The organism is Streptomyces sp. NPDC020917 (assembly GCF_044333795.1).
Classification (GTDB): domain Bacteria; phylum Actinomycetota; class Actinomycetes; order Streptomycetales; family Streptomycetaceae; genus Actinacidiphila.
The window spans coordinates 172,473-196,175 of the sequence record NZ_JBIRRR010000020.1; the positions used below are offsets into that span (position 1 = coordinate 172,473).

The 23,703-nt window shown below is 73.2% G+C and carries 23 protein-coding genes; 17 read left to right on the forward strand and 6 right to left on the reverse strand.

Annotated elements, in window-relative coordinates; translation table 11 throughout:
- Positions 1–17 precede the first annotated feature (17 nt).
- Positions 18–716 (reverse strand): hemolysin III family protein, encoded by a 699-nt coding sequence (locus ACH4TG_RS32650; protein WP_398246230.1) that lies wholly within the window; start codon positions 714–716, stop codon positions 18–20.
- Between the two features lie 239 nt (positions 717–955).
- Between ACH4TG_RS32650 and ACH4TG_RS32655 the strand changes: the two genes are divergently transcribed.
- The gene (locus tag ACH4TG_RS32655; RefSeq protein WP_398246231.1) at positions 956–2,785 is read left to right on the forward strand and encodes a phosphoenolpyruvate carboxykinase (GTP); all 1,830 of its coding nucleotides are present in this window, start codon (positions 956–958) and stop codon (positions 2,783–2,785) included.
- Between the two features lie 210 nt (positions 2,786–2,995).
- Here the strand turns inward: ACH4TG_RS32655 and ACH4TG_RS32660 are convergent, their stop codons facing one another.
- Positions 2,996–4,207, reverse strand: a complete 1,212-nt coding sequence (locus ACH4TG_RS32660; protein WP_398246232.1) for a pyridoxal phosphate-dependent aminotransferase — start codon at positions 4,205–4,207, stop codon at positions 2,996–2,998.
- Between the two features lie 21 nt (positions 4,208–4,228).
- The gene (locus ACH4TG_RS32665; protein WP_398246233.1) at positions 4,229–5,836 is read right to left on the reverse strand and encodes an amidohydrolase family protein; all 1,608 of its coding nucleotides are present in this window, start codon (positions 5,834–5,836) and stop codon (positions 4,229–4,231) included.
- Between the two features lie 139 nt (positions 5,837–5,975).
- Here ACH4TG_RS32665 and ACH4TG_RS32670 point away from each other — a divergent pair, with 139 nt between their 5' ends.
- Entirely contained in the window at positions 5,976–6,470 is a 495-nt protein-coding gene (locus ACH4TG_RS32670; RefSeq protein ID WP_398246234.1) for a GNAT family N-acetyltransferase, read from the forward strand.
- 210 nt (positions 6,471–6,680) lie between these two features.
- Here the strand turns inward: ACH4TG_RS32670 and ACH4TG_RS32675 are convergent, their stop codons facing one another.
- A complete protein-coding gene (locus ACH4TG_RS32675) occupies positions 6,681–7,961 on the reverse strand; it encodes an alanine racemase (RefSeq protein WP_398246235.1) in 1,281 nt (426 codons plus the stop codon).
- Between the two features lie 206 nt (positions 7,962–8,167).
- On the opposite strand from ACH4TG_RS32675, the gene ACH4TG_RS32680 reads away from it, so the two are divergent.
- Genes ACH4TG_RS32680 through ACH4TG_RS32690 form a run of 3 tightly spaced genes read left to right on the forward strand, consistent with a single transcriptional unit; the run spans position 8,168 to position 10,592 of the window.
- Positions 8,168–9,238 carry a sugar kinase gene (locus ACH4TG_RS32680; protein WP_398246262.1) on the forward strand — a complete coding sequence of 357 codons (1,071 nt, stop codon included), beginning with the start codon at positions 8,168–8,170 and terminating at the stop codon, positions 9,236–9,238.
- Positions 9,235–10,152, forward strand: coding sequence for an IclR family transcriptional regulator (locus ACH4TG_RS32685; RefSeq protein ID WP_398246236.1), 918 nt, complete (start codon positions 9,235–9,237; stop codon positions 10,150–10,152). The genes ACH4TG_RS32680 and ACH4TG_RS32685 overlap by 4 nt, the downstream gene beginning before the upstream one ends.
- On the forward strand, positions 10,149–10,592 hold the full coding sequence (locus tag ACH4TG_RS32690) for a RidA family protein (RefSeq protein ID WP_398246237.1): 444 nt from the start codon (positions 10,149–10,151) through the stop codon (positions 10,590–10,592). The genes ACH4TG_RS32685 and ACH4TG_RS32690 overlap by 4 nt, the downstream gene beginning before the upstream one ends.
- Before the next feature lie 133 nt (positions 10,593–10,725).
- Here the strand turns inward: ACH4TG_RS32690 and ACH4TG_RS32695 are convergent, their stop codons facing one another.
- Positions 10,726–12,258, reverse strand: a complete 1,533-nt coding sequence (locus tag ACH4TG_RS32695) for a chitinase (protein WP_398246238.1) — start codon at positions 12,256–12,258, stop codon at positions 10,726–10,728.
- A 255-nt stretch (positions 12,259–12,513) separates the two neighbouring features.
- Between ACH4TG_RS32695 and ACH4TG_RS32700 the strand changes: the two genes are divergently transcribed.
- The 11 genes from ACH4TG_RS32700 (at position 12,514) to ACH4TG_RS32750 (ending at position 22,021) form a co-directional block, all read left to right on the forward strand.
- Positions 12,514–13,422 (forward strand): hypothetical protein, encoded by a 909-nt coding sequence (locus tag ACH4TG_RS32700; RefSeq protein WP_398246239.1) that lies wholly within the window; start codon positions 12,514–12,516, stop codon positions 13,420–13,422.
- A 12-nt stretch (positions 13,423–13,434) separates the two neighbouring features.
- Positions 13,435–14,151 (forward strand): Flp pilus assembly protein CpaB, encoded by a 717-nt coding sequence (gene cpaB, locus ACH4TG_RS32705; protein WP_398246240.1) that lies wholly within the window; start codon positions 13,435–13,437, stop codon positions 14,149–14,151.
- Positions 14,148–15,716 carry a CpaE family protein gene (locus ACH4TG_RS32710; protein WP_398246241.1) on the forward strand — a complete coding sequence of 523 codons (1,569 nt, stop codon included), beginning with the start codon at positions 14,148–14,150 and terminating at the stop codon, positions 15,714–15,716. The genes cpaB and ACH4TG_RS32710 overlap by 4 nt, the downstream gene beginning before the upstream one ends.
- Positions 15,717–16,084: 368 nt before the next feature.
- On the forward strand, positions 16,085–16,426 hold the full coding sequence (locus ACH4TG_RS32715) for a pilus assembly protein (protein WP_398246242.1): 342 nt from the start codon (positions 16,085–16,087) through the stop codon (positions 16,424–16,426).
- Positions 16,423–17,757: a CpaF family protein gene (locus tag ACH4TG_RS32720; protein ID WP_398246243.1), complete on the forward strand. Its 1,335-nt coding sequence runs from the start codon at positions 16,423–16,425 to the stop codon at positions 17,755–17,757. The genes ACH4TG_RS32715 and ACH4TG_RS32720 overlap by 4 nt, the downstream gene beginning before the upstream one ends.
- Positions 17,754–18,749: a type II secretion system F family protein gene (locus tag ACH4TG_RS32725; RefSeq protein ID WP_398246244.1), complete on the forward strand. Its 996-nt coding sequence runs from the start codon at positions 17,754–17,756 to the stop codon at positions 18,747–18,749. Before ACH4TG_RS32720 ends, ACH4TG_RS32725 begins: the two co-directional genes overlap by 4 nt.
- Before the next feature lie 10 nt (positions 18,750–18,759).
- On the forward strand, positions 18,760–19,662 hold the full coding sequence (locus ACH4TG_RS32730; protein ID WP_398246245.1) for a DUF5936 domain-containing protein: 903 nt from the start codon (positions 18,760–18,762) through the stop codon (positions 19,660–19,662).
- 182 nt (positions 19,663–19,844) lie between these two features.
- Positions 19,845–20,084 carry a hypothetical protein gene (locus tag ACH4TG_RS32735; protein WP_398246246.1) on the forward strand — a complete coding sequence of 80 codons (240 nt, stop codon included), beginning with the start codon at positions 19,845–19,847 and terminating at the stop codon, positions 20,082–20,084.
- A 44-nt stretch (positions 20,085–20,128) separates the two neighbouring features.
- On the forward strand, positions 20,129–20,737 hold the full coding sequence (locus ACH4TG_RS32740) for a pilus assembly protein TadG-related protein (protein ID WP_398246247.1): 609 nt from the start codon (positions 20,129–20,131) through the stop codon (positions 20,735–20,737).
- A 44-nt stretch (positions 20,738–20,781) separates the two neighbouring features.
- The gene (locus tag ACH4TG_RS32745) at positions 20,782–21,372 is read left to right on the forward strand and encodes a hypothetical protein (RefSeq protein WP_398246248.1); all 591 of its coding nucleotides are present in this window, start codon (positions 20,782–20,784) and stop codon (positions 21,370–21,372) included.
- Between the two features lie 7 nt (positions 21,373–21,379).
- Positions 21,380–22,021, forward strand: coding sequence for an OmpA family protein (locus ACH4TG_RS32750; protein ID WP_398246249.1), 642 nt, complete (start codon positions 21,380–21,382; stop codon positions 22,019–22,021).
- Positions 22,022–22,133: 112 nt separating this feature from the next.
- On the opposite strand, the gene ACH4TG_RS32755 is transcribed toward ACH4TG_RS32750, so the two are convergent.
- The gene (locus ACH4TG_RS32755; RefSeq protein ID WP_398246250.1) at positions 22,134–22,907 is read right to left on the reverse strand and encodes a GNAT family N-acetyltransferase; all 774 of its coding nucleotides are present in this window, start codon (positions 22,905–22,907) and stop codon (positions 22,134–22,136) included.
- 51 nt (positions 22,908–22,958) lie between these two features.
- Here ACH4TG_RS32755 and ACH4TG_RS32760 point away from each other — a divergent pair, with 51 nt between their 5' ends.
- Positions 22,959–23,492 carry a hypothetical protein gene (locus tag ACH4TG_RS32760; protein WP_398246251.1) on the forward strand — a complete coding sequence of 178 codons (534 nt, stop codon included), beginning with the start codon at positions 22,959–22,961 and terminating at the stop codon, positions 23,490–23,492.
- The last annotated feature ends 211 nt before the right edge of the window (positions 23,493–23,703 follow it).

Below are 23,703 nucleotides of genomic sequence, written 5' to 3' on the forward strand. Positions count from 1 at the left end.
GGGCGGACCGGACGGGGTCAGGAGTGCTGGTAGGCCACCAGCGAGATCCCGACGTAGTGGACGGCGAACGCGGCCAGCGTGAACGAGTGGAAGACCTCGTGGAAGCCGAACCAGCGTGGTGAGGGGTTCGGCTTCTTGAAGCCGTAGACGGCCGCTCCGGTGCTGTAGAGCACGCCGCCGACGATCACGCAGACCATCACCGCGACACCGCCGGTGCGCAGGAAGTCCGGCAGGAAGAAGACCGCCACCCAGCCGAGCGCGATGTAGCACGGGGTGTAGAGCCAGCGCGGGGCGCCGACCCAGAAGACCCGGAACGCGATGCCGGCCAGCGCTCCCGCCCAGACCAGCCACAGCAGCAGCTCCGAGGTGGCCCCGGGCAGCAGCAGGATGGTCAGCGGCGTGTAGGTGCCCGCGATGATCAGGAAGATGTTGGCATGGTCAAGTCGCCGCAAAATTCCTGAGCTGCGCGGACCCCAGTTCCCACGGTGATAGAGGGCGCTGACTCCGAAGAGTGCGCACGCGGTGACCGTGAAGACGGCGCAGGCGATACGTCCTCTGGTGCTCTGCGCGAATGCGGTCAGAGCGACGCCCGACACCAGTACGGCCGGGAACATCCCGGCGTGCAGCCACCCTCTGAGCTTGGGTTTCGCGAGCTTCGGCAGCTCGGCCGGATCGACGGCAGGAAGCGCCGCGCCCGTCTCCTCCACGTCGGTCATGACGTCAATCGTACCTACGGAACCGTAAGTTACCCATAAGTAGGACTCCGCTCGGGTACGTGGCGTGGGTCACCCCCGGTCCCCTGGACAGAATCATTTGAAGGGGCTCACACTCATATGAGTGCGGACGGCACCGGATGAGCATTCCACGAACGCGTCCGGGCCGCAGCCCCCAAGGGGCCGACCCAACCCTCAACATGTGACGCCGGTCTGTGCGGACCCGGCGGGACGGAGCGATCGTGGCGCGCGGTATTGCGGCTCCCACCAACCACCAGGAACTGATCACCTGGGTCGGCGAGATCGCCGAACTGACCCAGCCCGACGAGGTCGTGTGGTGTGACGGCTCCGAGGAGGAGTACCACCGGCTGGCCGGGGAACTCGTGGAAAAGGGCACCTTCACCCCACTCGATCCCACCCTTCGCCCCAACTCGTACTACGCCGCATCCGACCCCACGGACGTGGCACGCGTCGAGGACCGGACCTTCATCTGCTCCGAGCGCGAGCAGGACGCCGGCCCGACGAACCACTGGAAGGACCCCGCGGAAATGCGCGAGGTCTTCGTCGGCCAGAACGGTGAGGGCGGCGTGTTCCGCGGCTCCATGCGCGGCCGGACGATGTACGTCGTCCCGTTCTGCATGGGCCCGCTCGGCTCCTCGCTGTCCGCCATCGGCGTGGAGATCACCGACTCCGCGTACGTGGCGGTCTCGATGCGCACCATGACCCGCATGGGACAGCCGGTGCTGGACGAGCTCGGCGACGACGGCTTCTTCGTCAAGGCCGTGCACTCCGTGGGCGCCCCGCTCGCCGAGAGCCAGGCCGACGTCCCGTGGCCGTGCAACGCGACCAAGTACATCTCGCACTTCCCGGAGAGCCGCGAGATCTGGTCCTACGGCTCCGGCTACGGCGGCAACGCGCTGCTCGGCAAGAAGTGCTACGCGCTGCGGATCGCCTCGGTGATGGCCCGCGACGAGGGCTGGCTGGCCGAGCACATGCTGATCCTCAAGCTCACCCCGCCGCGCGGCGGCGCCGACGCCGTCAAGTACATCGCGGCCGCGTTCCCCTCGGCCTGCGGCAAGACCAACCTGGCCATGCTGGAGCCCACGATCTCCGGCTGGACCGTGGAGACCATCGGCGACGACATCGCCTGGATGCGGTTCGGCGAGGACGGCCGGCTCTACGCGATCAACCCCGAGGCCGGCTTCTTCGGCGTCGCGCCCGGCACCGGCGAGCACACCAACGCCAACGCCATGAAGACGATGTACGCCAACTCGGTCTTCACCAACGTCGCCCTGACCGACGACGGCGACGTGTGGTGGGAGGGCATGACCGAGCAGCCGCCGGCCCACCTGACGGACTGGAAGGGCAACGACTGGACGCCGGAGAGCGGGACCCCGGCGGCCCACCCCAACGCCCGCTTCACCGTCCCCGCGGCCCAGTGCCCGATCATCGCGCCCGAGTGGGAGGACCCCCGGGGCGTGCCGATCTCGGCGATCCTGTTCGGCGGCCGGCGGGCCTCCGCGGTGCCGCTGGTCACCGAGTCCTTCGACTGGCAGCACGGCGTGTTCCTCGGCGCCAACGTGGCCAGCGAGAAGACCGCCGCGGCCGAGGGCAAGGTCGGCGAACTGCGCCGCGACCCGTTCGCCATGCTGCCGTTCTGCGGCTACAACATGGGCGACTACTTCGGCCACTGGGTGGACCTGGGCAAGACCCACGACCCGGACAAGCTGCCGAAGATCTACTACGTCAACTGGTTCCGCAAGGACGCCGCGGGCCGCTTCGTGTGGCCGGGCTTCGGCGAGAACAGCCGCGTCCTGAAGTGGATCGTGGACCGGCTCAACGGCCGGGCCGAGGGCGTGCGGACCCCGATCGGCATCCTGCCGGCCGAGGGCGCGCTCGACACCGAGGGACTGGACATCAGCCAGGCCGACCTCGACCTGCTCCTCACCGTCGACCCCGAGGTCTGGCGCGAGGAAGCGGGTCTCATTCCGGCCCACCTGGAGACGTTCGGGTCCCACACCCCGAAGGAGCTCTGGGACGAGTACGAGGCTCTTGTCGCCCGCCTGGGCTGAGCCTCACCCCACGCCCTGGGGCACCCCCACGCCCTGGGGCACCCCATAAGAGACGCGGGAACTGCGCGCGCGGCCACCGCGGCGCCGCGGGTCGTCACCGGCCCGAAGGGGCTGATCGGTCCGACCCGGACCACCGGCCGGTGGCGCGCGCAGTTCCCCGCGCCCTGTCGGGGCTGGCCTTGACCGTCAGGTGAACCCCGCAGCGGAGCGTCAGGGCTGGCTGTAGCCGGTGAGGAAGGTGCCGATGCGGGTGACCGCGTCGGTGAGGTCCTCCTTGGCGGGGAGGGTGACGAGGCGGAAGTGGTCGGGCTCGGGCCAGTTGAACCCGGTCCCCTGGACCACCAGGATCCGCTCGGCCCGCAGAAGATCCAGCACCATCTGCTGGTCGTCCTTGATCTTGTGGACCTTCGGGTCCAGCCGGGGGAAGGCGTAGAGCGCGCCCCGGGGCTTGACGCAGCTGACGCCGGGGATCGCGGTGAGCGCCTCGTACGCGGCGTCGCGCTGCTCGGTCAGCCGGCCGCCCGGCAGCACCAGGTCCTTGATCGACTGCCGGCCGCCGAGCGCGGTGGCGATGGCGTGCTGGGCGGGCACGTTCGCGCACAGCCGCATGTTGGCCAGGATCGTCAGGCCCTCGATGTAGCTGGTGGCGTGCTCCTTGGGGCCGCACACCGCGAGCCAGCCGCTGCGGTAGCCGGCCACCCGGTACGCCTTCGACAGGCCGTTGAAGGTCAGCGTCAGCACGTCCGGCGCGAGGGAGGCGAACGGCGTGTGCGTGGCGTCGTCGTAGAGGATCTTGTCGTAGATCTCGTCGGCGCAGACGATCAGCCGGTGCCGGCGGGCGATCTCGGCGAAGCCGCGCAGCAGCTCGTCGTCGTAGACCGCGCCCGTCGGGTTGTTCGGGTTGATCAGCACGATCGCCTTGGTGCGGTCGGTGATCTTGCGCTCGATGTCGGCGAGGTCGGGGAACCAGTCGGCGCCCTCGTCGCAGCGGTAGTGCACGGCGGTGCCGCCGGACAGCGAGACCGACGCGGTCCACAGCGGGTAGTCCGGCGCGGGGACCAGCACCTCGTCGCCGTCGTCCAGCAGCGCCTGCATGGACATCTGGATCAGCTCGGAGACGCCGTTGCCGAGGTAGATGTCCTCGACGTCCAGCTCGACGCCCTTGGTCTGGTAGTACTGCATGACCGCGCGGCGGGCCGGCAGGATGCCCTTGGAGTTGACGTAGCCGTGGGCGGTGCCCAGCGACCTGAGCATGTCCTCCAGGATCTCCGGCGGGCACTCGAAACCGAAGGGCGCCGGGTTGCCGGTGTTCAGCTCCAGGATGCGGTGGCCCGCGGCCTGGAGCCGCATGGCCTCCTCGAGCACCGGTCCGCGGATGTCGTAGCAGACGTTGGCGAGCTTCGTGGACTGGATCACCTGCATGTGCGTCACCTTACGGGCACGTCACGGGACCCGCTCGGTGTTTTTCACCACGCCGCCCGCCCGGGATCCCGCGCGGCGCACCGAACGGCCGGCCAGGACGTCGGTGCGGCGGCCGTCGCGCATCACGAACCGGCCGTCGATCAGGACGTGCGGGATGCCGGCGGGCAGCACCCGCGGGTGGTCGTAGCTCGCCCCCGCCGCGACCGTCTCCGGATCGAAGAGCACCAGGTCGGCCCGGTGGCCCTCGCGGACCAGCCCGCGGTCGGGCAGGCCCAGGCGGGCCGCGGGCCGGGCGGTCAGGTGGGCCACGCACTCCTCCAGCGTGAGCACGCCCAGCTCCCGCACGTAGTGGCCGAGGTAGTGCGGGAACGTGCCGTAGGCGCGCGGGTGGGGTTTGGCGCCGTGCAGGATCCCGTCGGAACCACCCGTGTGGGTGGGGTGCCGCATGATCGCCCGCACGTTCGGCTCGTCGCCCACGTGGTGCAGGATCGTGGTGCCCAGCCGGTCGCCGAGCAGCAGGGCGCGGGCGGCCGGCCAGCCGTCGAGCCGAGTGCCGACCCGGCCGGCCAGAGCCGGCTCGGTCACCCCGGAGACCTCGATGGTCGCCCAGTCCATCGGCACCCCGTGGTTGCCGTCGGAGCCCTCGGCCTCCAGGGCGTGCCGGATCCGCTCGGCCGTCGCGTCGTCCCGCAGCCGGGCCAGCGTCGCCTCCGGCCCGCCGGCCGCGGCCCAGCTCGGCAGCAGGGCGGCGAGCGTGGTGCAGCCGGGGGTGTACGGGTAGCTGTCCAGCGTGACGTCGGTGCCGGCCGCCAGCGCGGCGTCCAGCAGGGCCAGCAGCTCGGGGGCGCGGCCCCGGTTCACCCCGAAGTTCATGGTGGCGTGCGCCAGGTGCAGGGCGCAGCCGGTACGGGCGGCCAGCGCCAGCATCTCCGCGTACGCCTCCAGCGCGCCGGCCCCGTAGCTGCGGTGGTGCGGGCAGTAGTAGCCGCCGTGGGCGGCCACCACCCGGCACAGCTCGGACAGTTCGGCGTCCGAGGCGTACATCCCGGGCGTGTACGTCAGCCCCGACGACAGCCCCACCGCGCCCTGCTCCAGGCCCTCGGCGACCAGGCGGCGCATCCGGGCGAGCTCGCCCTCGGTGGCCGGGCGGTCCTCCCATCCCACGGCCATCGCCCGCACGGTGCCCTGCGGCACGAGGTAGGCCGCGTTGACCGCGACGCCGGCGTCCAGCCGGTCCAGGTACCCGCCGACGCTGCGCCAGCCGAAGTCGACGCCGCTGCCGTCGCCGTTCCAGCCGGCCAGCTGGGTGCGCAGCGCCGCCAGCACCGGCTCGTCCGCGGGCGCGTAGGACAGGCCGTCCTGGCCCAGCACCTCCAGCGTCACGCCCTGGGCGGCCTTCGCCTCGTGCGCGGGATCGGTGAGCAGCGCGAGATCGCTGTGCGCGTGCATGTCGACGAACCCGGGGCTGAGGACCAGGCCCTCGGCGTGCACGGTGGCGCGGGCGGACAGCCGCGGCCCGCCCGGCCGGCGGATCTCCACGATGCGCCCGCCGTCGATCGCGACGTCGGCCCGGTACCGGGCGCCTCCGCCGCCGTCCACCACGGTCGCCCCGCGTACCACCAGGTCCATCCCGCACCTCTCAGTTCGCCGTCGCGGAGCCGGGCCCCCGCGCCGCCCGTGGCCCGGACAGGCGGCATCGTGCACGATGGCGGACGCGACGGACGCCAGCGTACGGCTGCGCGCCGCGCGCCACGGGGGGAGGCCGGACGTGCCGGACCTGAGGGGGGACGTCCGGGTCAGACCGGCCGGGGAAGGGGACCGCGCGGCGGTCGCCGGGGTGCTCGCCCGGTCCTGGGGCGGCACCGTGATCGCGGTGCACGGGACGCGGTACCACGCCCTGGACCTCCCGGCGCTGCTGGCCGAGCGGGACGGCCGGCTCGCCGGGGTGCTCACCTACGCCGTGGACGGCGACGGGCTGGAAGTCGTGACCCTGGACGCGGTGGAGCGGCGGGCCGGGGTCGGCAGCGCCCTGCTGGCCGCCGCCGCCCAGGCCGCCCGGGCGGCCGGCATGCGGCGCCTGTGGCTGGTCACCACCAACGACAACCTGGACGCCCTGCGCTTCTACCAGCGCCGCGGGCTGCGGATCACCGCGGTCGCGCCGGGCGCGGTGGACACGGCCCGAAGCCTCAAGCCGGCGATCCCCCTCACGGGCGACTACGGCATCCCCCTCCACGACGAGCTGACGCTCGCCCTGCCCCTGTGACCGCCCCCCGCGCCGATCACGCGGCGTCCCGCCGAACCACCGGGCGTGCGCGGCGGATCACCGCACCCCCGAAGGGGCCCAGCGCGGCCCGCGCCGCAATGCCGGGCGCCCCGCGCCGGATCACGCGGCCCCCGCGCCGGACCAGGGCACCCCGCCCGGGGACCACCGCGCGACCGCGCGCCCCGCGCCGGATCACCCTGCCCGCGTCGCTCAGAAGAAGGTGCGGATGTAGGAGGTGACCGAGGAGCCGCGGGTCGCGGGGATCAGTTGCCATTTGTCGAAGGTCGTGCAGGGGTGGGAGACGGACAGGGCGACCCAGTCGCCGACCTCGAGGGGCTCGTGGTCGGGGAGGGTGAGCCAGGCGTGCTGGTCGGAGAGGCGGGCGACCTGGACGCCGTCCCCGGGGGTGCGGACCTCGCCGGTGCGGGCCGATCGGATGGCGGCGACCTGGGGGAGTCCGAGGTCGAAGGGGGCGTCCCGCTTGCCCGCGTTGAGGAACGCCTGGCCGGGCTCGGGCCGGGACACCACCTGCGTCCAGAGGCGGAACGCGGGCTCCAGCGTGCCCTGCTCCGGGACCCGGTTGAACGGCGTGATCCGGCGGTAGTGGTCGTCGTCGTGCGAGACGTACGCGCCGGAGCGCAGCAGCTTGCGCACCGGCCGGCTCAGCTCCGGGACGTCGGCGAAGACGTCCGCGACCGCGTCGAACCACGCCGAGCCGCCGGCACTCACCACGATCTCGTCCGCCTTCGCGAACCGCCCGGCCTCGTCCAGGGCGGCGGCCAGCCCCACCAGCCGGCGCAGCCACGCGCGGACCCGCTCGGGCGACGCGTTCGGCACCTCGCCCTCGTACCCGGCGACGCCCACGAGCCGCAGCGTGCCCGTGCCGGCCACCGCCTCGGCCACGGCCGCCGCCTCCTCCTCGGTGCGCACACCGGTGCGGGCGCCCTCGCCGCCGCCGAGTTCCACGACCACGTCGAGGGGCCGGCGGGTGCCCGCCGCGCGCAGCGCCGCGTCCATCAGCTCCACGCCGCGCACCGAGTCGACGTAGGTGATCAGCTCGAACGACGGGTCGGCGTCCAGCTCGCCGCCGGCCCAGCGCAGGGCGGCCGCGTCCACCAGCTCGTTGGCCAGGAAGATCCGCCGCACCCCGAACTCCCGGCCGACGCGCACCTGGTGGGGGACGGCCAGGGTGATGCCCCAGGCGCCGCGGGCGAGCTGGCGGGCGAACAGCTGCGGGGCCATGGAGGTCTTGCCGTGCGGCGCGAAGGACAGGCCGTGGGCGTCCGCGAAGTGCTCCAGCGCGGCCAGGTTGTGCTCCAGCGCCTCCTCGGAGAGCACCAGGACGGGCGTGGCGAACCCGCCGTCGAACAGGTCGCGCTGCTGGGCGGCGAGTTCGCCGACGGTCAGCCCGGCCGCGTCGAAGGGCATGCCCTTGAAGCGGTGGCCCACCGGCTCCCGGTCCAGTCCGGCGATCCGCTCGTCGATCTCCATCGTGCCTCCCGGCCGTGCGCGTACTCGATGACGTGCCGTGTTGCACTATGTGCAACACGCATTGCGTATGCTGTTCACGGCTGTCTAACATCCGAGCCTGCGCCGGGTCAACGGCGGCCGCCACCTGAGGGATTGCGAGGGCGAACGTGACGCCGAGCGAGCCGAGCACGACGCCGACCTTCGATGTCGTCTGCCTGGGCGAGTCCATGGTCACCTTCGTGCCGTCCGTCCCGGGCCCGCTGGCCGACGTGCCGGCCTTCCACCGGGCCATCGGCGGCGCCGAGTCCAACGTCGCCTGCACGCTCGCCCGCGCCGGCCACCGCACCCGCTGGATCAGCCGGGTCGGCGCCGACGGCTTCGGCGACCACCTGGTCGGGCGGATCGCCGCGTCCGGCGTGGACGTCGGCGCGGTGCGCCGCGACCCGGACCGGCCCACCGGCGTGTACTTCCGCACCGCCGGCGACCGCGACGCCACCGGCGCGGGACGCGCCGAGGTCGTCTACTACCGCAAGGGCTCCGCGGCCTCCGCGCTGGCGCCCGAGCTGGTGGACCGCGACGAGCTGTGGTCGGGCCGGGTGCTGCACCTGACCGGCATCACCGCCGCCCTGTCCGCGAGCTGCCGCGAGCTGATGCACCGCCTCACCCGCCGCGAGCCGGGCCGCCCGCTGGTCTCCTTCGACGTGAACCACCGGCCCGCCCTGTGGCGGGACGCCGACCCGCGGCTGCTCGCCGACCTGGCCCGCGGCTGCGACCTGGTGTTCGTCGGCGAGGACGAGGCCGCCACGGCCTGGGGACTGCCGGACGCCGACGCGGTGCGCGCCGAACTGCCCGAGCCCGAGGTGCTGGTGGTCAAGCAGGGCGCGGCCGGCGCCACCCTCTACCAGGGCGGCGAGCGGCTGCACGTGCCGGCGCCGGCCGTCGACGTCGTCGCGCACGTCGGCGCCGGTGACGCCTTCGCCGCCGGCTTCCTGTCCGCGACGCTCCGCGGCCTCCCGCCGGCCGAGCGGCTGCGGCACGGCCACCTGACGGCCGCGGCCGCGCTGACGGTGCCCGCCGATCTGGCCGTTCCCCCGACCCGGGCACACGCCGACGCGCTTGCCGCCCTGGACGACGCGGCGTGGGGGAGACTGCGGCTGGGCCCCGGCTGGACGGACGCGAAGGACGGGACGGACCTGACCGGCCGGACGGGCCTGACGGACGGTACGGACCGGGCCGGCGCCGGCGGCGGGCGCGGCGACGAGGGAGCGGGCGGGACGCGACAGGAGGTGCGGACGTGAGCCAGACCGTGGACCGCGCGCTGACCATCCTGCCGCTGCTCGCCGAGGGCCCGGCGAACCTGGACCAGGTCGCCGCCCGGCTCGACGTGCACAAGTCCACCGCGCTGCGGCTGCTGCGCACCCTGCACGCGCACGGCCTGGTCTACCGCCAGCAGGACCAGCGCTACCGGCTCGGCACGCGGCTGTTCGCGCTGGCCCAGCAGGCCGTGGAGGCCCTCGACATCCGGGAGATCGCCCACCCGTACCTGGCCGAGCTGAACGAGCGCACCGGCCACACCGTCCATCTGGCGGTGTACGAGCAGGGCGAGGTGGTCTACATCGACAAGGTGGAGAGCCGCTACCCGGTCCGCATGTACTCCCGGATCGGCCGCCCGGTGGCCCTCACCGTCGCCGCGGTCGCCAAACTGCTGCTGGCCGACCTGCCGGAACCCGAACGGCGGGCGGTCGCCGAACGGCTGGAGTACCCGCGCTACACCGCCCGGTCGACGCCGGACGCGACGGCGTTTCTCGCCGAGCTGGCCCGGGTACGCGAGCAGGGCTGGGCCACCGACCTCGGCGGGCACGAGGAGTCCATCAACTGCCTCGGCGCGCCGCTGCGCGGCCCCGACGGCCGGGTCTGCGCGGCGATGTCGGTCTCGGCTCCCAACGTCGTGGTCGCCGCCGCCGACCTGCTGCGGCTGCGCCCGCTGGTCCTGCGCACCGCGGAGGCCGTCAGCGCGGAGCTGTCCGGCACCACCGTCCGCGGCACCACCGTCCCCGGCACCACCGTCCCCGGCCCCGCGATCCCGCCCGTTCCCGCCGCCACGACCGCGCCGGCCGCCAGGACCGTGCCGGCCGCCACGAAAGCCCCGGCCGCCGGGCCCACGACCATGTCCGACCCGACCACCGACCCCTCCGAGGAAGCACCCGAATGAGCGAGCTGCCCGAGCACAACCCCACCCAGCTGCCGCACCTGCCGAAGACGGCGATCACGCCGGCCGGCGCCGCCGCGCCGCCGGCGATGTTCTCGCACGGCGTGCGGAAGGGCAACATCCTGCAGGTGGCCGGGCAGGTCGGCTTCCTGCCCGAGGACGGCTCCGGCGAGCGCCGGCTCTCCGGCCCCACCCTGGCCGAGCAGACGCACACGACGCTCGCCAACGTGCTGGCCGTGCTGGAGGCCGGCGGCGCGTCGTGGGAGGACGTGCTGATGATCCGCGTCTACCTCACCGACACCGCGCACTTCGCGGAGTTCAACCAGCTCTGGAACGCGTACTTCGCCGGCCTGAAGGAGGCCCCGGCCGCCCGCACCACGGTGTACGTGGGGCTGCCCGCCGGGATCCTGGTGGAGATCGACGCGCTGGCCGTGCTCGGCTGAGCACGCGCGGGTCCGCGGGCGCCCGCCCGCGGACACGGCTCCGGGCCCGGGAGACGGTCGTCGTCTCCCGGGCCCGGCCGTGTGTGCGACCGGCCGGCTCAGCGGCCGGTCGCGGGGTGCTGCGTCCCGGACGTCACGACATGGCGTGGACGTGCGGGCCGACGCCGTTGGACCAGGCGTTGCCGGCCGAGGCGTCCCAGTTGGTCGACCAGGTCATCGCGCCGCCGATGCCCGGCCAGGTGGTGCTGGGGTGCCAGCTGCCGCAGCCGGTGCCCTTGGCGAGGCAGTCCAACGCGTTGTTGACCACGGACGGGCTGACGTAGCCGGAGCCCGCCGCGCTGGTGGACGCCGGGGTGCCGATGCCGACCTGCGAGGGCGACAGGCCGGCCTGGATGGCGGTGCAGGCCAGCGTGGTGATGAAGTCCACCGATCCCTGGCTGTACACGCCGCCGTCGCAGCCGTTCATCGAACCGCTGTTGTAGTACTGCGTGTTGACGATGGTCAGGATGTCCTTGATCTTCAGCGCGGTGGCCAGGTAGTCGCTGCCCGCGGAGAGCATGTCGATGGTCTGCGGGGCCATCGTGATGATGAGCCCGGACCCGGCCTTGGCGCTCAGCGCCCGCAGCGCCTGCGGCATGTACGTGGAGTCGATCCCGTTCTCCAGGTCGATGTCCACGCCGTTGAAGCCGTAGGTCTGCATCAGCGAGTACACGCTGTTGGCGAAGTTGGTGGCCGCGGTGGAGTCACGCACCGAGATGGTGCCGTTCTGCCCGCCGACGGAGACGATCACCTTCTTGCCGGCCGCCTGCTTGGCCGCGATGTCCGCCTTGAACTGCGCCACGCTGTAGTTGAGCGACGGGTCGAGGGTGAAGGACACCGCGCCCGGCGTGGTGGTCGCGTCCGCGAAGGCCACCGCGATGATGTCGTACTGGCTCTGCACCTGCGCGATGGTCTGCACGGTCGCGCCGTTGTTGAAGTTCTGCCAGTAGCCGGTGACCACGTGCTTGGGCAGGCCGGTGTTCGGCGGCGGCGAGGTCGGCGGGGTCGTCGGCGGCGTGGTGGGGGGCGTCGTCGGCGGGGTGGTCGGGGGAGTGGTGGGCGGCGTGGTGCCGCTGCCGCCGGGCCCGGTCAGCGTCACGTCGTCGGCGTAGTAAGCGGGTTGCGCGTACCAGCCGTGCGTGTAGACGGTCACCGAGGTGGTGCTGGCGCCGGTGGTGAAGTTGACGCTCAGCTGGCTGTACGAGGACGCGCTCGGCGTCCAGGTGGACGGGTCGGTGCCGCCGGTGCCGGTGGCGCCCAGGTAGACGTAGCTGCCCTGGACGTACGCGCTCAGCGTGTACTGGGAGTTGGGCTGCACGCTGATGGTCTGGCTGCACTGGGCGGTGTCGCTGCTGGTCGGCGTGGCCTTGAGCGCGGAGGAGCCGGAGTGCACCGGGCTGCTGACCGTCGTGCCGGAGCCCGAGGTGCAGGTCCAGCCGGACAGGCCGCTCTCGAAACCGGAGTTGGCCACCAGATTGGTGGTCGCGGCCCCGGCCTCACCGGAGTTGACCAGGGCGATGCCGGCGCCGATGACGGCGGCCGCGCTCAGGCCGGCGAGGGTGCGCTGCAGGACGGTCGATCTCCGCCTGGCATGGCTCGTGTGATTCGCGTGCGATGCACGTTCCACGACTGCCTCCTGGGGGCAAGGAGTTGGGGGGTGGTGGGAGTGCGGGTGCTGGGGGGAAACGCGGGTACGTCGAAGACGTGTCAAGGGAGAAAGCTGGTCCAGACCAATCAGGTTGTCAAGACCTCTGACGGCCACCTGTCGTTCACCGGGCCCGATCCGCAACTTTCCGCGCCCGAATCGCTACTCATCGATAAGCTGGCGACCGCGAATGAGCAGGTGGAGTGCGTTCGTCGGGCGCAGACGGGGAGGTTCCGCATGCCGAGCGTCATCATCGCCACCGCCGACGACCTCGCGCTGCCCCTGGAGGAACAGGTGGTGCGCACCTCGGCCGCGCTGGACGCCCATGGCCACATCGTGGCGCTCGCCCCGGCGGAACCCGCCGATCCGGCCCGCCGGCGCCTGCACACGGTGCGCTCCGCGCTGGAGGCGGACCGGATCGCCATCGTGCCGCTGAGCCTGCCGCCGCTCGCCCGCACCCTGCTCGGCGAGCAGTTGCGGCAGCTGGCCGGGACCGACCTCGGCCCCGGCGTGCTGGCCGGCGCCGCCCGGCTGCTGACGTACTACCTGCACGCCGGCGCGCTGCTGGGCTCGGTCGCCAAGCTCGACCGGGTGCCGGTCGGCGTCGGCGACCACGTCAAGTCCCTCGTCCCCGGGCGCCACTTCGCGGTCCTCGCCCACCCCGAGCCGTACCTCGGCGCGGCCGAGGCGGCCGCCGTGCCGCCCGGCCCCGGCTACCAGACGCAACTCGCCGTCGCCGGACGCGGCCTGGACCCCGGCTGGATCACCGGACCGCTGGCCGCCGCCTGGCGCACCCAGCACCTGCGCGAGGTGCCGCTGCCGGGCGACTCCGCCCGCTGGTGGGGCACCTCCAAACTGGTCGAGTTCACCGCCTACATCGCGGACGTCGGCATGCTCTACCAGCTCGTCACCTCGGTACGGCGCGACACCTGCACCTGGTGCGGGCTCGAAGTCATCGGCGACCAGTGCCTGTTCTGCGACACCCGGCTCGGCGGGCGCCTGGCGCCGGCCCGCCACGCCGCCGCCGGCACCCCCGCCGGCGGGCGCCCGGTCGCCGCCCCGCAAGGCCGGCCGGCCGTGCCCGGGAGCAGGAGCGGAGCCCTCGACAGCCCCCAGCGGCCTCAACTCGAACCCCACAAGCGATAGGTGCGCCCGCACATGAACTCACGTCAGCGCCGTGGTGCCGTCCTCCTGGTGGTCTCCGTGCTCTGCGCGGCCGCCGCCCTCGCCGGGGTGGTCGCCGTCGTCGGCGACGCGCGGTCGCAGGTGGGCCCGAAGGTCACCGCGTACGAACTCACCAAGGACGTCCCGGCGTACACCCCGCTCACCGCGTCCCAGGTGCACCGGGTCACCATGCCCAAGCGCTGGCTGCCGGACTCCGCGATACGCACGCCCGAGGAGTTCCAGGGCAAGATCACCGCGATACCGCTGACCAAGGGCTCGCTGCTGCAGTCCGACATGGTGTCCTCCCGGCCCGACCTCCAGCCCGGCCAGATGGAGATCGCCATCATGATCGACGCGGAGACCGGCGTGGCCGGCAAGATCACCCCCGGCGCGCGGGTGAACATCTTCGCCACGTTCGCCGGGCGCAAGGACACCGACCCCGATATCTCGAAGATCATCGTCGCCGGCGCGCAGGTCATCGACGTCGGTGAGATCAAGGCGTTCGACAAGAGCGACAACGCCCAGCGGCTGTCCGAGCAGGGCGTGCCCATCACCTTCGCGCTCGGCGCCGAGGACGCCCAACGCGTCGCCTACGCCGAGTCGTTCGCCCGCCACGTCCGGCTCGCGCTGGTCGCGCCCGGCGACAGCACCCCACCGCCCGCCAGTTCGCGCACCTACACCCTGGGCGGCGACGCGGGGGTGAAGCCGTGACCGTGCGCATCCTCGCCGGAACCGGCGACCCCGACGCCGCCCGCGCGCTGACCGGGCTGCTGTCCCAACTGCCGGGCGTGGAGCCCGGGCCCGCGCTCGGCGACTCCACCGCCCTGCTCGACGCGCTCGCCAGGGCCGCCGAGGCCGGCCCCGACGAACTGCCCGAAGTCGTCGTGGTCCACGACGTGATCGGCCCGATGCCCGCGCTCGACCTGGTCCGCGACATCGCGCTGCGCTTCCCCGCGACCGGCGTCGTGCTGCTCACCGCCGACGCGGGCCCGGCGATGCTCGCCTCCGCGATGAACTCCGGCGCCCGCGGCGTCATCGGACTTCCCCTGTCCTACGACGAGTTGGGCGCCCGGGTGGAGGCCGCGGCCACCTGGGCGGTCGGCGTGCGGCGGCATCTGAGCCCCGGCCGCGCCTCGTTGCCCGCGGTCGCCGGCGGCACTCTGATCGCCGTCGCGGGCGCCAAGGGCGGCGTCGGCACCACCGTCACCGCCGTCCACCTGGCCCTCGCCGCGCACGCCTCCGGCCGCTCCACCGCCCTGGTCGACCTCGACCTGCAGGGCGGCGACATCGGCTCCTACCTGGACGTGCAGTTCCGCCGCTCGATCGCCGACCTCGCCGACATCGCCGACGTCTCCTCCCGCGTCCTGCACGACGCGATGTACGTCCACGAGTCGGGTCCCGCGCTGCTGCTCGCCCCCGGCGACGGCGAGCGCGGCGAGGAGGTCACCGACCGCTCCGCCCGGCTGGTGCTGACCGCGCTGCGCCAGCGCTACGAGGTCGTCGTGGTGGACTGCGGCACCCAGATGACCGGCGCGAACGCGGTCGCCGTGGAGACCGCCGACGCCGCGGTGCTGGTCACCACCCCCGACGTGATCGCGGTCCGCGCCGCCAAGCGCATGGTCCGGCTGTGGGACCGGCTGCAGATCCGCAAGCCGCAGGACACCACCACCGTGGTCAACCGGCACAGCCGCGGCAGCGAGATCCAGCCCTCGCTCATCGGCCGGATCACCGGCACCAGGATCGCCGCGTCCGCAGTGCCGGCCGCGTTCCGCGAACTCCAGCCCGTCATCGACGCGGGGCGGCTGCAGGACCTGGACGCGCGGTCCACCGTGCGGGCCGGAATCCGGGCGCTGGCCGGGGAGTTGGGCCTGGTCACCGGCGCGGCGCTGCCCGCTGCGCGCGGGCGCAAGGCGCGGCGCGGCGGGGACCGCGGCCAGATCGCCCTGGAGACCCTCGGGATGACGCCGATCATCCTCGTCACCCTGATCCTGGTCTGGCAGGCCGTGCTGGCCGGCTACACCTTCACCCTGGCCGGCGACGCGGCGGACAAGGCGGCCCGCGCGGCTGCCGTCGGCGGCGACGCGAGGGCCGCTGCCGCCTCCGACCTCCCCGGCGCCTGGGCCGACTCCCTGAACGGCCCCGACGTCTCCCGTGCCGACGGGACGGTCGAGGTGGAGCTGAGCATCAAGGTGCCGGTGCTCTTTCCCGGGGTGATGGATTTCTGGGTGCCCGTGCACGGGCATGCGCGCACCGTCGACGAGGAGGCGCGCCCATGAGGGTTGCCCTGCGGGCACGCTTCCCCCGGTTCACCTCGCGCCGTACGTTCGGCCGCCCGTCCACGGCCTTCGCCCCGCCCCGCGGGGCCCGCTGCCGTCCGCCGGCTGGTGGTGGGTTGGTCGCGCAGTTCCCCGCGCTCCTTGCGGGGCTGGTTGTGCCCCGTGCGGTGCGTCGCCGTCCGCCGGCTGGTGGTGGGTTGGTCGCGCAGTTCCCCGCGCCCCTGGTGGGGCTCGGGTTGTCGTTCGTCCGACGGGACGAGCCCCGTAGGGGCGCGGGGAACTGCGCGACCAACCCCAGCGCGCCATGGGACGGCGGCGTACCGCAGGGGCGGCGGGGTACCGCGGGGGAGCGGGCCCGGGATCGGGGCGTGGCGGCACTGGAGTACCTGGGGATGGTGCCGTTCCTGATACTGATCGCCCTCGCCGGCCTCCAACTCGGCATCGCCGCCTACTGCGGCGAGCAGGCGGCCACCGCGGCCAGAACCGCGGCCAGGACCGCGGCCCTGCACGCCCCGCACCCCGACCCCGTGGAGGCCGGCCGTCAGGCCGTGAGCGGCTGGGTGGACCCGGACGTCCGCCTCACCCAGGACTCCGCGTCGGCGGCCACCGCGACGGCCACCGTCCACGTCCCGTCCGTCGTCCCCGGCCTGCACCTGTTCCACCCGGTGACCCGGTCCGCGACGATGCCGAAGGAGGACGACACGCCATGAGCCTCCGTGCCCGCCTCGCCGTCGACGAGGCCGCCCCGCAGACGCAGGAAGGCCACCTGGTGGCCGTCTACCGGGCCAAGCTGCTCCAGGAGATCGACCTCGCGGAGATGTCCGCGCTGTCCGCGGCCGACCGCAGGTCCCGGCTGGAGCGCGTGCTCGGCCACATCATCAGCCGCGAGGGCCCGGTGCTCTCCACCACCGAACGGGCCGCCCTCATCCGGCGGGTGGTGGACGAGGCCCTCGGCCTGGGCATCCTCGAACCGCTGCTGGAGGACCCCTCGGTCACCGAGATCATGGTCAACGGCCCGGACCGGATCTATGTGGAACGCGGCGGCCGGGTCGAGCAGGTCGCCGCCCGGTTCTCCTCCGCCGAGCAGCTGCTGCAGACCATCGAACGGATCGTCTCCACCGTCAACCGCCGTGTGGACGAGTCGAATCCGATGGTCGACGCGCGGCTGCCGTCCGGTGAGCGCGTCAACGTCATCATCCCGCCGCTGTCGCTGACCGGCCCGACGCTGACCATCCGCCGCTTCCCGCGCGCCTACACGCTGCAGGAACTGATCGGTCTGGGCACTCTCGACGAGCACATGCTGCTGCTGCTCTCGTCGTTCGTCCGCGCCAAGTGCAACGTCATCGTCAGCGGCGGCACCGGATCGGGCAAGACGACCCTGCTCAACGCCCTGTCCGGGCTGATCCCTGACGGCGAGCGGATCATCACCGTCGAGGACGCGGCCGAGCTGCAGCTGCAGCAGGAGCACGTGGTGCGGCTGGAGTCACGGCCGCCCAACGTCGAGGGCGAGGGCCGGATCACCATCCGCGACCTGGTCCGCAACTCGCTGCGCATGCGCCCCGACCGGATCATCGTCGGCGAGGTCCGCGGCGGCGAGACGCTCGACATGCTGCAGGCCATGTCGACCGGCCACGACGGCTCGCTGGCCACCGTGCACGCCAACTCCGCCGAGGACGCGGTGCTGCGGCTGCAGACCCTGGCCTCGATGAGCGAGGTCAAGATCCCCTTCGAGGCGCTGCGCGACCAGATCAACTCCGCGGTGGACATCATCGTCCACCTCCATCGGCACATCGACGGCACCCGGCGCATCGGCGAGATCGCGATGCTCTCCTCCCGCGGCCGCGACGTCTTCCGGCTCACCACCGCGACCCGGTTCCGCGCCGAGCCGCTGGGCGTCGACCGGATCGTCCGCGGCTGGTACGAACACCGGCCGGTGTCACGGGAGATCGGCGAGCGCCTGTATCTGGCGGGCGAGCACGTCCCCGCCGCGTTCGGCGTCGGCGTCACCGAACTCGACCTCGACAGCCGGGAGGCGAAATGACCCGGTCCCCGAACCTGCCGGCCGGACCGCACGCCCTGCTCGCCGGCCGGGACTTCGCCTCCGGGCCGTACCCGCTGCTGGTCGTCGGCGCCGCAGCGCTGGCCCTGGCGCTCGGAGTGTGGGGGCTGACCGCGTGGCGGGGCGGGCGGGCCGACCGGGCCGCGCTCGTCGAGCGGCTGGCCGGCGACGGCGGTCCCGAAGCACGCCGGCCCGCGTTCTCCGGGCTCGACCGCCGGGTCCGCACGTACGCCTGGGGCAAGCGGCTCGCGGGACGCCTGGCGGCCACCGGCACCAACCTCACGCCGGGCCAGTTCACCGCGGCGGTGGCCGGCCTGGTGGCCGGGTCCTGGATCGTCGCCCACCTTGTCCTCGCCCCGTTCTTCGGGCCGATCGCCGCGCTCATCGCCGCATGGGCCGGCATGTCGTTCCTGGAGTGGCGGCGCCGGGTGCGCAACGAGCGCTTCATCGCCCAACTCCCGGACCTGGCACGAGTCCTGGCCAACGCCACCCAGGCAGGGCTGGCGCTGCGCACGGCCGTGTCGATGGCCGCGGAGGAGCTGGAGGCCCCAGCCGGCGACGAGTTCAAGCAGGTCTCCGACGCGATGGCGCTCGGCCACTCCGTCGAGGACGCCCTCGCCGAGCTGCAGCAGCGCCTGCCCAGCCGGGAGCTGGTGGTCCTGGTGTCCACGCTGGTGCTGTCCAGCCGGGCCGGCGGCTCGCTGGTGGAGTCGCTGCGGAACCTCACCGTGACCCTGGAGGAGCGCAAGGAGACGAGGCGCGAGGTCCGCACCCAGATGTCGCAGATCACCGTCACCGCGTACGCCGTTCCGGTCATCGGGATCGGCTCTTTGCTGCTGCTCGACCGGATCATGCCCGGCTCGCTCGGCGCCCTGACCGGCTCGAACGTCGGGCGGATCTGCGTCCTGATCTCGCTCGGCCTGTACGTCGTCGGCTTCGCGCTGATCCGCCGCATGTCCCGGATCGACGTGTGAGGAGCGCGCGATGACCCTGCTCGGACTGGCCCTGGGACTCGTGCTCGCCGCCTGCGCGGCCGGCGTCGTCCACGCGGTCGGCATGATGCGCGCCGAGGTCCGGCTGCCCGACGACCTGCAACTGGCCCTGGAGGTCGGCCGGACGCGGACCACCAGGACCGGCAACCTCATCGACCGGCTCGGCATCCGCTGGGCGCCGACGGTGCTGCGGCTGATGGGCCCGGCCCGGATCGCCCGGATGCGGGCCCGGATCGAGCACGCCGGGCACCCCTACGGCCTGACCGTCGAGCGGTACGCCGCCCGCCGCGCGGTCTACGGCGGGCTCGGCGGGTTCGCCGCGCTGCTGCTGCTCACCCAGGGCAGCTGGCTGCTCGCGCTGCTGCTGCTCGCCTACGGCTGGTGGTGGGCCGACCTCGTGCTGTGGGTGGCGATCCGGCGCCGGCGCGACGACATCGAGCGCACCCTGCCGGACTTCCTCGACGTCCTGGCCGTGGTGGTCAGCGCCGGCCTCGGCTTCCGCCAGGCCCTGGAGCGGGTCAACTCCGTCTACCGGGGCCCGTGGTCGGACGAGATCCGCATCGCGCTGCGCCAGATGGATCTCGGCGTGAGCCGCCGGGACGCCTTCGACCAGCTGCGCAAGCGCAACGGCAGCGAGCAGGTGGGCCAGTTCGTCACCGCGCTCCAGCAGGGCGAGGAACTCGGCGCGCCCATCGCCCGCACCCTGCTGCAGATCGCCACCGACATGCGCCGCACCGAGGCGCAGAACGCCCGCCGCCGGGCGGCCCGCATGGTGCCCCGCGCGACGCTCGTCGTCACCACGCTGCTGGTCCCGGCCACGATGATCCTGCTCATGGCCGGCACGGTGATCGGGTCCCAGGTCCACTTCGGCGACCTGTTCGGCAACAACGGATGAGAGCGCGGGGGCCACGGGTGAACGTGGTGCGGACGGGGGAGGTGAATGCGTGACGGGGGTGCCACAGGACGTGATCAACCGTCATGCTGGCGGAAGTTGCGGCGATGCCGTGAACGGCGGCCACAACTCGGCGCGGAAGCGCCCGGTGTGCGGCCAGGCGACAAGGGATGGGGCGAACAGGCATGAACAGGTGGGCACTTCAGCTCTATGTGGCTGCTGGAGTCCTGCTCCGCGAACGCACGGACCGGCTCGCGGCCCGGCGCTCCGCCGCAACCGGCGACCGCGGGCAGGGGACGATCGAGTACCTCGGGATCGCGGTGGTGATCGTCGTGATCATCGGCGTGCTGGCGGGCACCACGGACATCGGCCAGAAGATCAAGGACGGCATCCTGAACCAGATCGACAAGATCACCGGCAACTGAGGCGGTGGGGGCGGGTGAGACGGCCGGCGAAACCCTCGCCGGGGATGCCGCCGCCGCGGCGGGCGTCGCGCCGGTGCGCGGGCGACCGCGGCCAGACCATCGCCGTCTACATCGTCGCCATGGCCGCGCTGTTCTTCCTCGCCTTCGCGTACTTCGCGGTGGGACAGGCGTCGGTGACGCGCAACGGAGCCCAGACCGCCGCGGACGCCGCCGCGCTGGCCGCCGCCCGCGAGTACCGGGACGAGGTCGGTGCCGACTTCCTGAAGGCGCTGACCGCGGGCGACCTGACCGCCCTCGGGAACCTGCTCACCGGGCTGGGCCCGGACGACGGCGCGGCCTGCTCGGCCGCGGGCTCGTTCGCCGGTGACAACGACGCCGACGTGCGCTCCTGCCAGCGGGTCAGCGGTCCTCCCGGCTACACCGTCGGAGTCAGGACCCGTGGCACGGTGGGGAGTTCGGTGATCCACGGCACGCAGGACCTGCACGCGACGGCGTCGGCGACCGCCGTCGTCGAACCACGCTGCCGGGCGGGCGACAAGGACGGCCACGCGGTCCGGTTCACCTGCGACGGCGGCGACCTGACGGTGGATCCCACCGCGGCCGGCTTCCTGCTGGACCTCGCGGACTTCTACTCCGTCCACCTGAGCAAGTGACCACCGGCACCATGCGAGAGCGCACGACGAGAGAGCGGGGAACGATGCGATACGGACGCAACTCCGCGGCCGCGGTGGCGCTTGCCGCCGTGACCGCGGTGGCCGTGGCGGGCTGCGGCGGCGGGGGCGGCGGCAAGAAGGCCGACGACAAGCCGAGTTCGGGGCCCGGACGGTCCGCGTCGGCCTCGGCCACCGCAGACGCCGGCGCCACCCCGTCCGCGTCGCCCACCACCGTGCTGGCCCAACTCAAGGGAGAGCGGGACATGGTGATCACCATCACCTCCGCGGTGCGCGACTCCGGGGGCTTCGTGACGGTCGAGGGGACCATCGACAACGAGGGCAGCAACTCGTTCGACGCCACGTACTGGAACGGGCCGGAGGTGGCCCTGCAGAAGTCCGGCGCCTCGGTCGCCGGGGCCGTGCTCGTCGACGAGGCGGGCAAGAAGCGGTACTACGTGCTGCGGGACACCGACGGGCGGTGCCTGTGCACGATGGGGCTGGTCGGCATCCGGCCCAAGGAGACGCGGCCGTTCTTCGCCCAGTTCCCCGCGCCGCCGCAGGCCACCACCGAGGTGGAGTTCGACCTGCCCACCATGCCGCCGGCCAAGATCACGATCTCGGACGCGAAGGGGTGAGGCGCCGATGAAGCCCGCAGCCGCCGTGCTGGTCGTCCTGCTGACCACCGGTGCCGCCACCCTGAGCGCGCCGGCCGCGCTCGCCGACGCCAACCCGCCGCCCAGCGCCGGCGACCCCTCGCCGACCGCGCCGGTGCAGATCGACCCCTCGTCCCCGGGTCTGCGGCTGACCGCGGGCGCCACGCTCGCACCGCCCAAGGTGCTGGACATCGTCTCGGTCAGCGACCAGAGCTCGGTGTCGGCCAGCCAGCCCCAGCAGCGGGAGGAGACGTCGAACGCGACGGTCACCTATGCGCTCCAGGCGGAGGTGCTGTTCCCCAAGGACAGCGCGAACCTGTCGCCGACCGCGACGTCCCGGCTGCAGGTGATCGCCGCCGACATCAACTCCCGTCACGTCACGTCACCCATCCGTGTCTTCGGGTTCACCGACAATCTGGGCACCAGTGCCCATGGCCTCGTCCTGTCCAAGCAGAGAGCCGATGCGGTGTACAAAGTCCTCGCAAGGGAACTGGGTGCGCTCGGTGACGGTTCCCACACATTTCAGGTCCGCGGCTACGGCGAGGACTACCCCATAGCGGACAATTCCACCGAAACCAGCCGCCGCCAGAACCGCCGGGTCGAGATCACTTTCACGCCACCTGCCGCGTAACGTGCTGACGAACCCCTCGGACGCGGTACGGTGTAACTCCCCCCCTCGGGCCGGTTCGCTCTCCCCCCCTGCGAACCGGCCCGTTTCTTTGTGTGCGGCCGGTTCTCGCCCGTCAGCGGGACAGGCTCGCGGCTCCCAGCGGGCGGTACGCCAGGCCGAGACCGCGGTAGAGCCGCAGGGCGGCGGTGTTGGCGTCGTCCACGATCAGCGCGGCCGTGCCGTACTCCGCGAGCGCCCGCTCGACCGTGAACGCGCAGACCACCCGGCCCAGGCCGCGGCCCCGCGCGGCGGGTGCGGTCGCCACGCCGGCGAGGAACCCCACCGTAGGAGCGCACCAGGCCAGCGCGGCGACCGCGGCCAGCCGGCCCCCGTCCCGCACGCCCGCCCACCGGTCCCGGGCCCCGGGACGCCCCGGATAGGCGTACGACTCAGGAAACGCCTCGTCGAGCAGCGCCCCCACGGCGACCCTGTCGCCCTCGGTGAGCCAGGCGGCGGAAGGGGAGAGGGGTGTGGGCTCGGCGGCGGCCGGCGGCGCCGGCGTGGCCGACCGGTCCATCCAGCCGAAGGCCGCCACCGGGTGCAGTCCGGGCAACCCGGCCACCATCGCGTCGATCAGCGCGCGGTCCCCGAGCGGACGGTAGCCGGGACCGACCGCCTCCAGCACATCCCGCACCAGCGGCACCGCGTCGCCGGACGGGCCGGTCACCACCAGCCGGTCGCGCATCGACAGCCCCGGCGCGGCCACCGCGACCGCCGCGCCACGGACGAACGCCCGGGAGCCGCCGTCCGGGTGTCCGGCCGCCCAGCGGCACAGCGGATCGGCGGTGGGCAGCGGGTCGGTACGCGGATCCAGCTCGTACGTCGTCCGAAGGGCGTGCGGGGGCATGTCGCATGACTATCAGCCCGGGCGGCGCCGGCGCACCGTAGATTTGCCCGCATGCCGACGAAGCGGACAAAGCATGCCGAAGTGGTCGCGCCGATCGTGCCGCCCGGCCCGGCCCGTACCGCCCGCCCCAGGGTGCGGCACGCCGCCGTCCTCGGCCTCGCGCTCGCCGCCACCGGCTGCTCCGTCGGCCAGGGCTCGCCCGACGGCTGGCGCTACCTGCGCACCGGCTCCGTGGCCGTCGCCCTGCCCAAGACGTGGCAGGAGCGGACCGGGGGAGCCGACCTCCCCGGCACCGGCGGCAGGACCGACGCCGCCCTCACCGTCACCCCCGCCGCGCCGGCCCGCCACACCAAGCTGCCGGCCGACGCGCGCCGCGAGACGCTCACCCTCGACGGCCGCCGCGCCCAGGTACTCAGCTTCTCCCAGGCCGCCCCCGACGGCCGGGCCGCCGGCCACATCGAGGTCAGCGTCCGCGACCCCGCGGGCCACCCCGTCACCATCCGCGCCTGGGCCGCCGACGGCACCGCCCACGACCCCGCCCTCCTCCAGGAAATCGTCAACAGCGTGGAGTTCCCGGGGAAGTGAGGGGTGGGGGTGGGTGGAGGTGGGGGGTGGGGGTGAGGTGGGTGGAGGTGGGGGGTGGGGGTAGCTCGCAGGGTGGACGGATCGGCTGGACGTGATCGGTGCGGGTAGCTCGTCGGGTGGACGATTCGGCTGAAGGTGATCGGTTGCCGTAGTCCGCAGAGTGGACGTCCTGGCCCTTATTGCCGCGCCCTCGCCTCCGGGCCCTTAGATC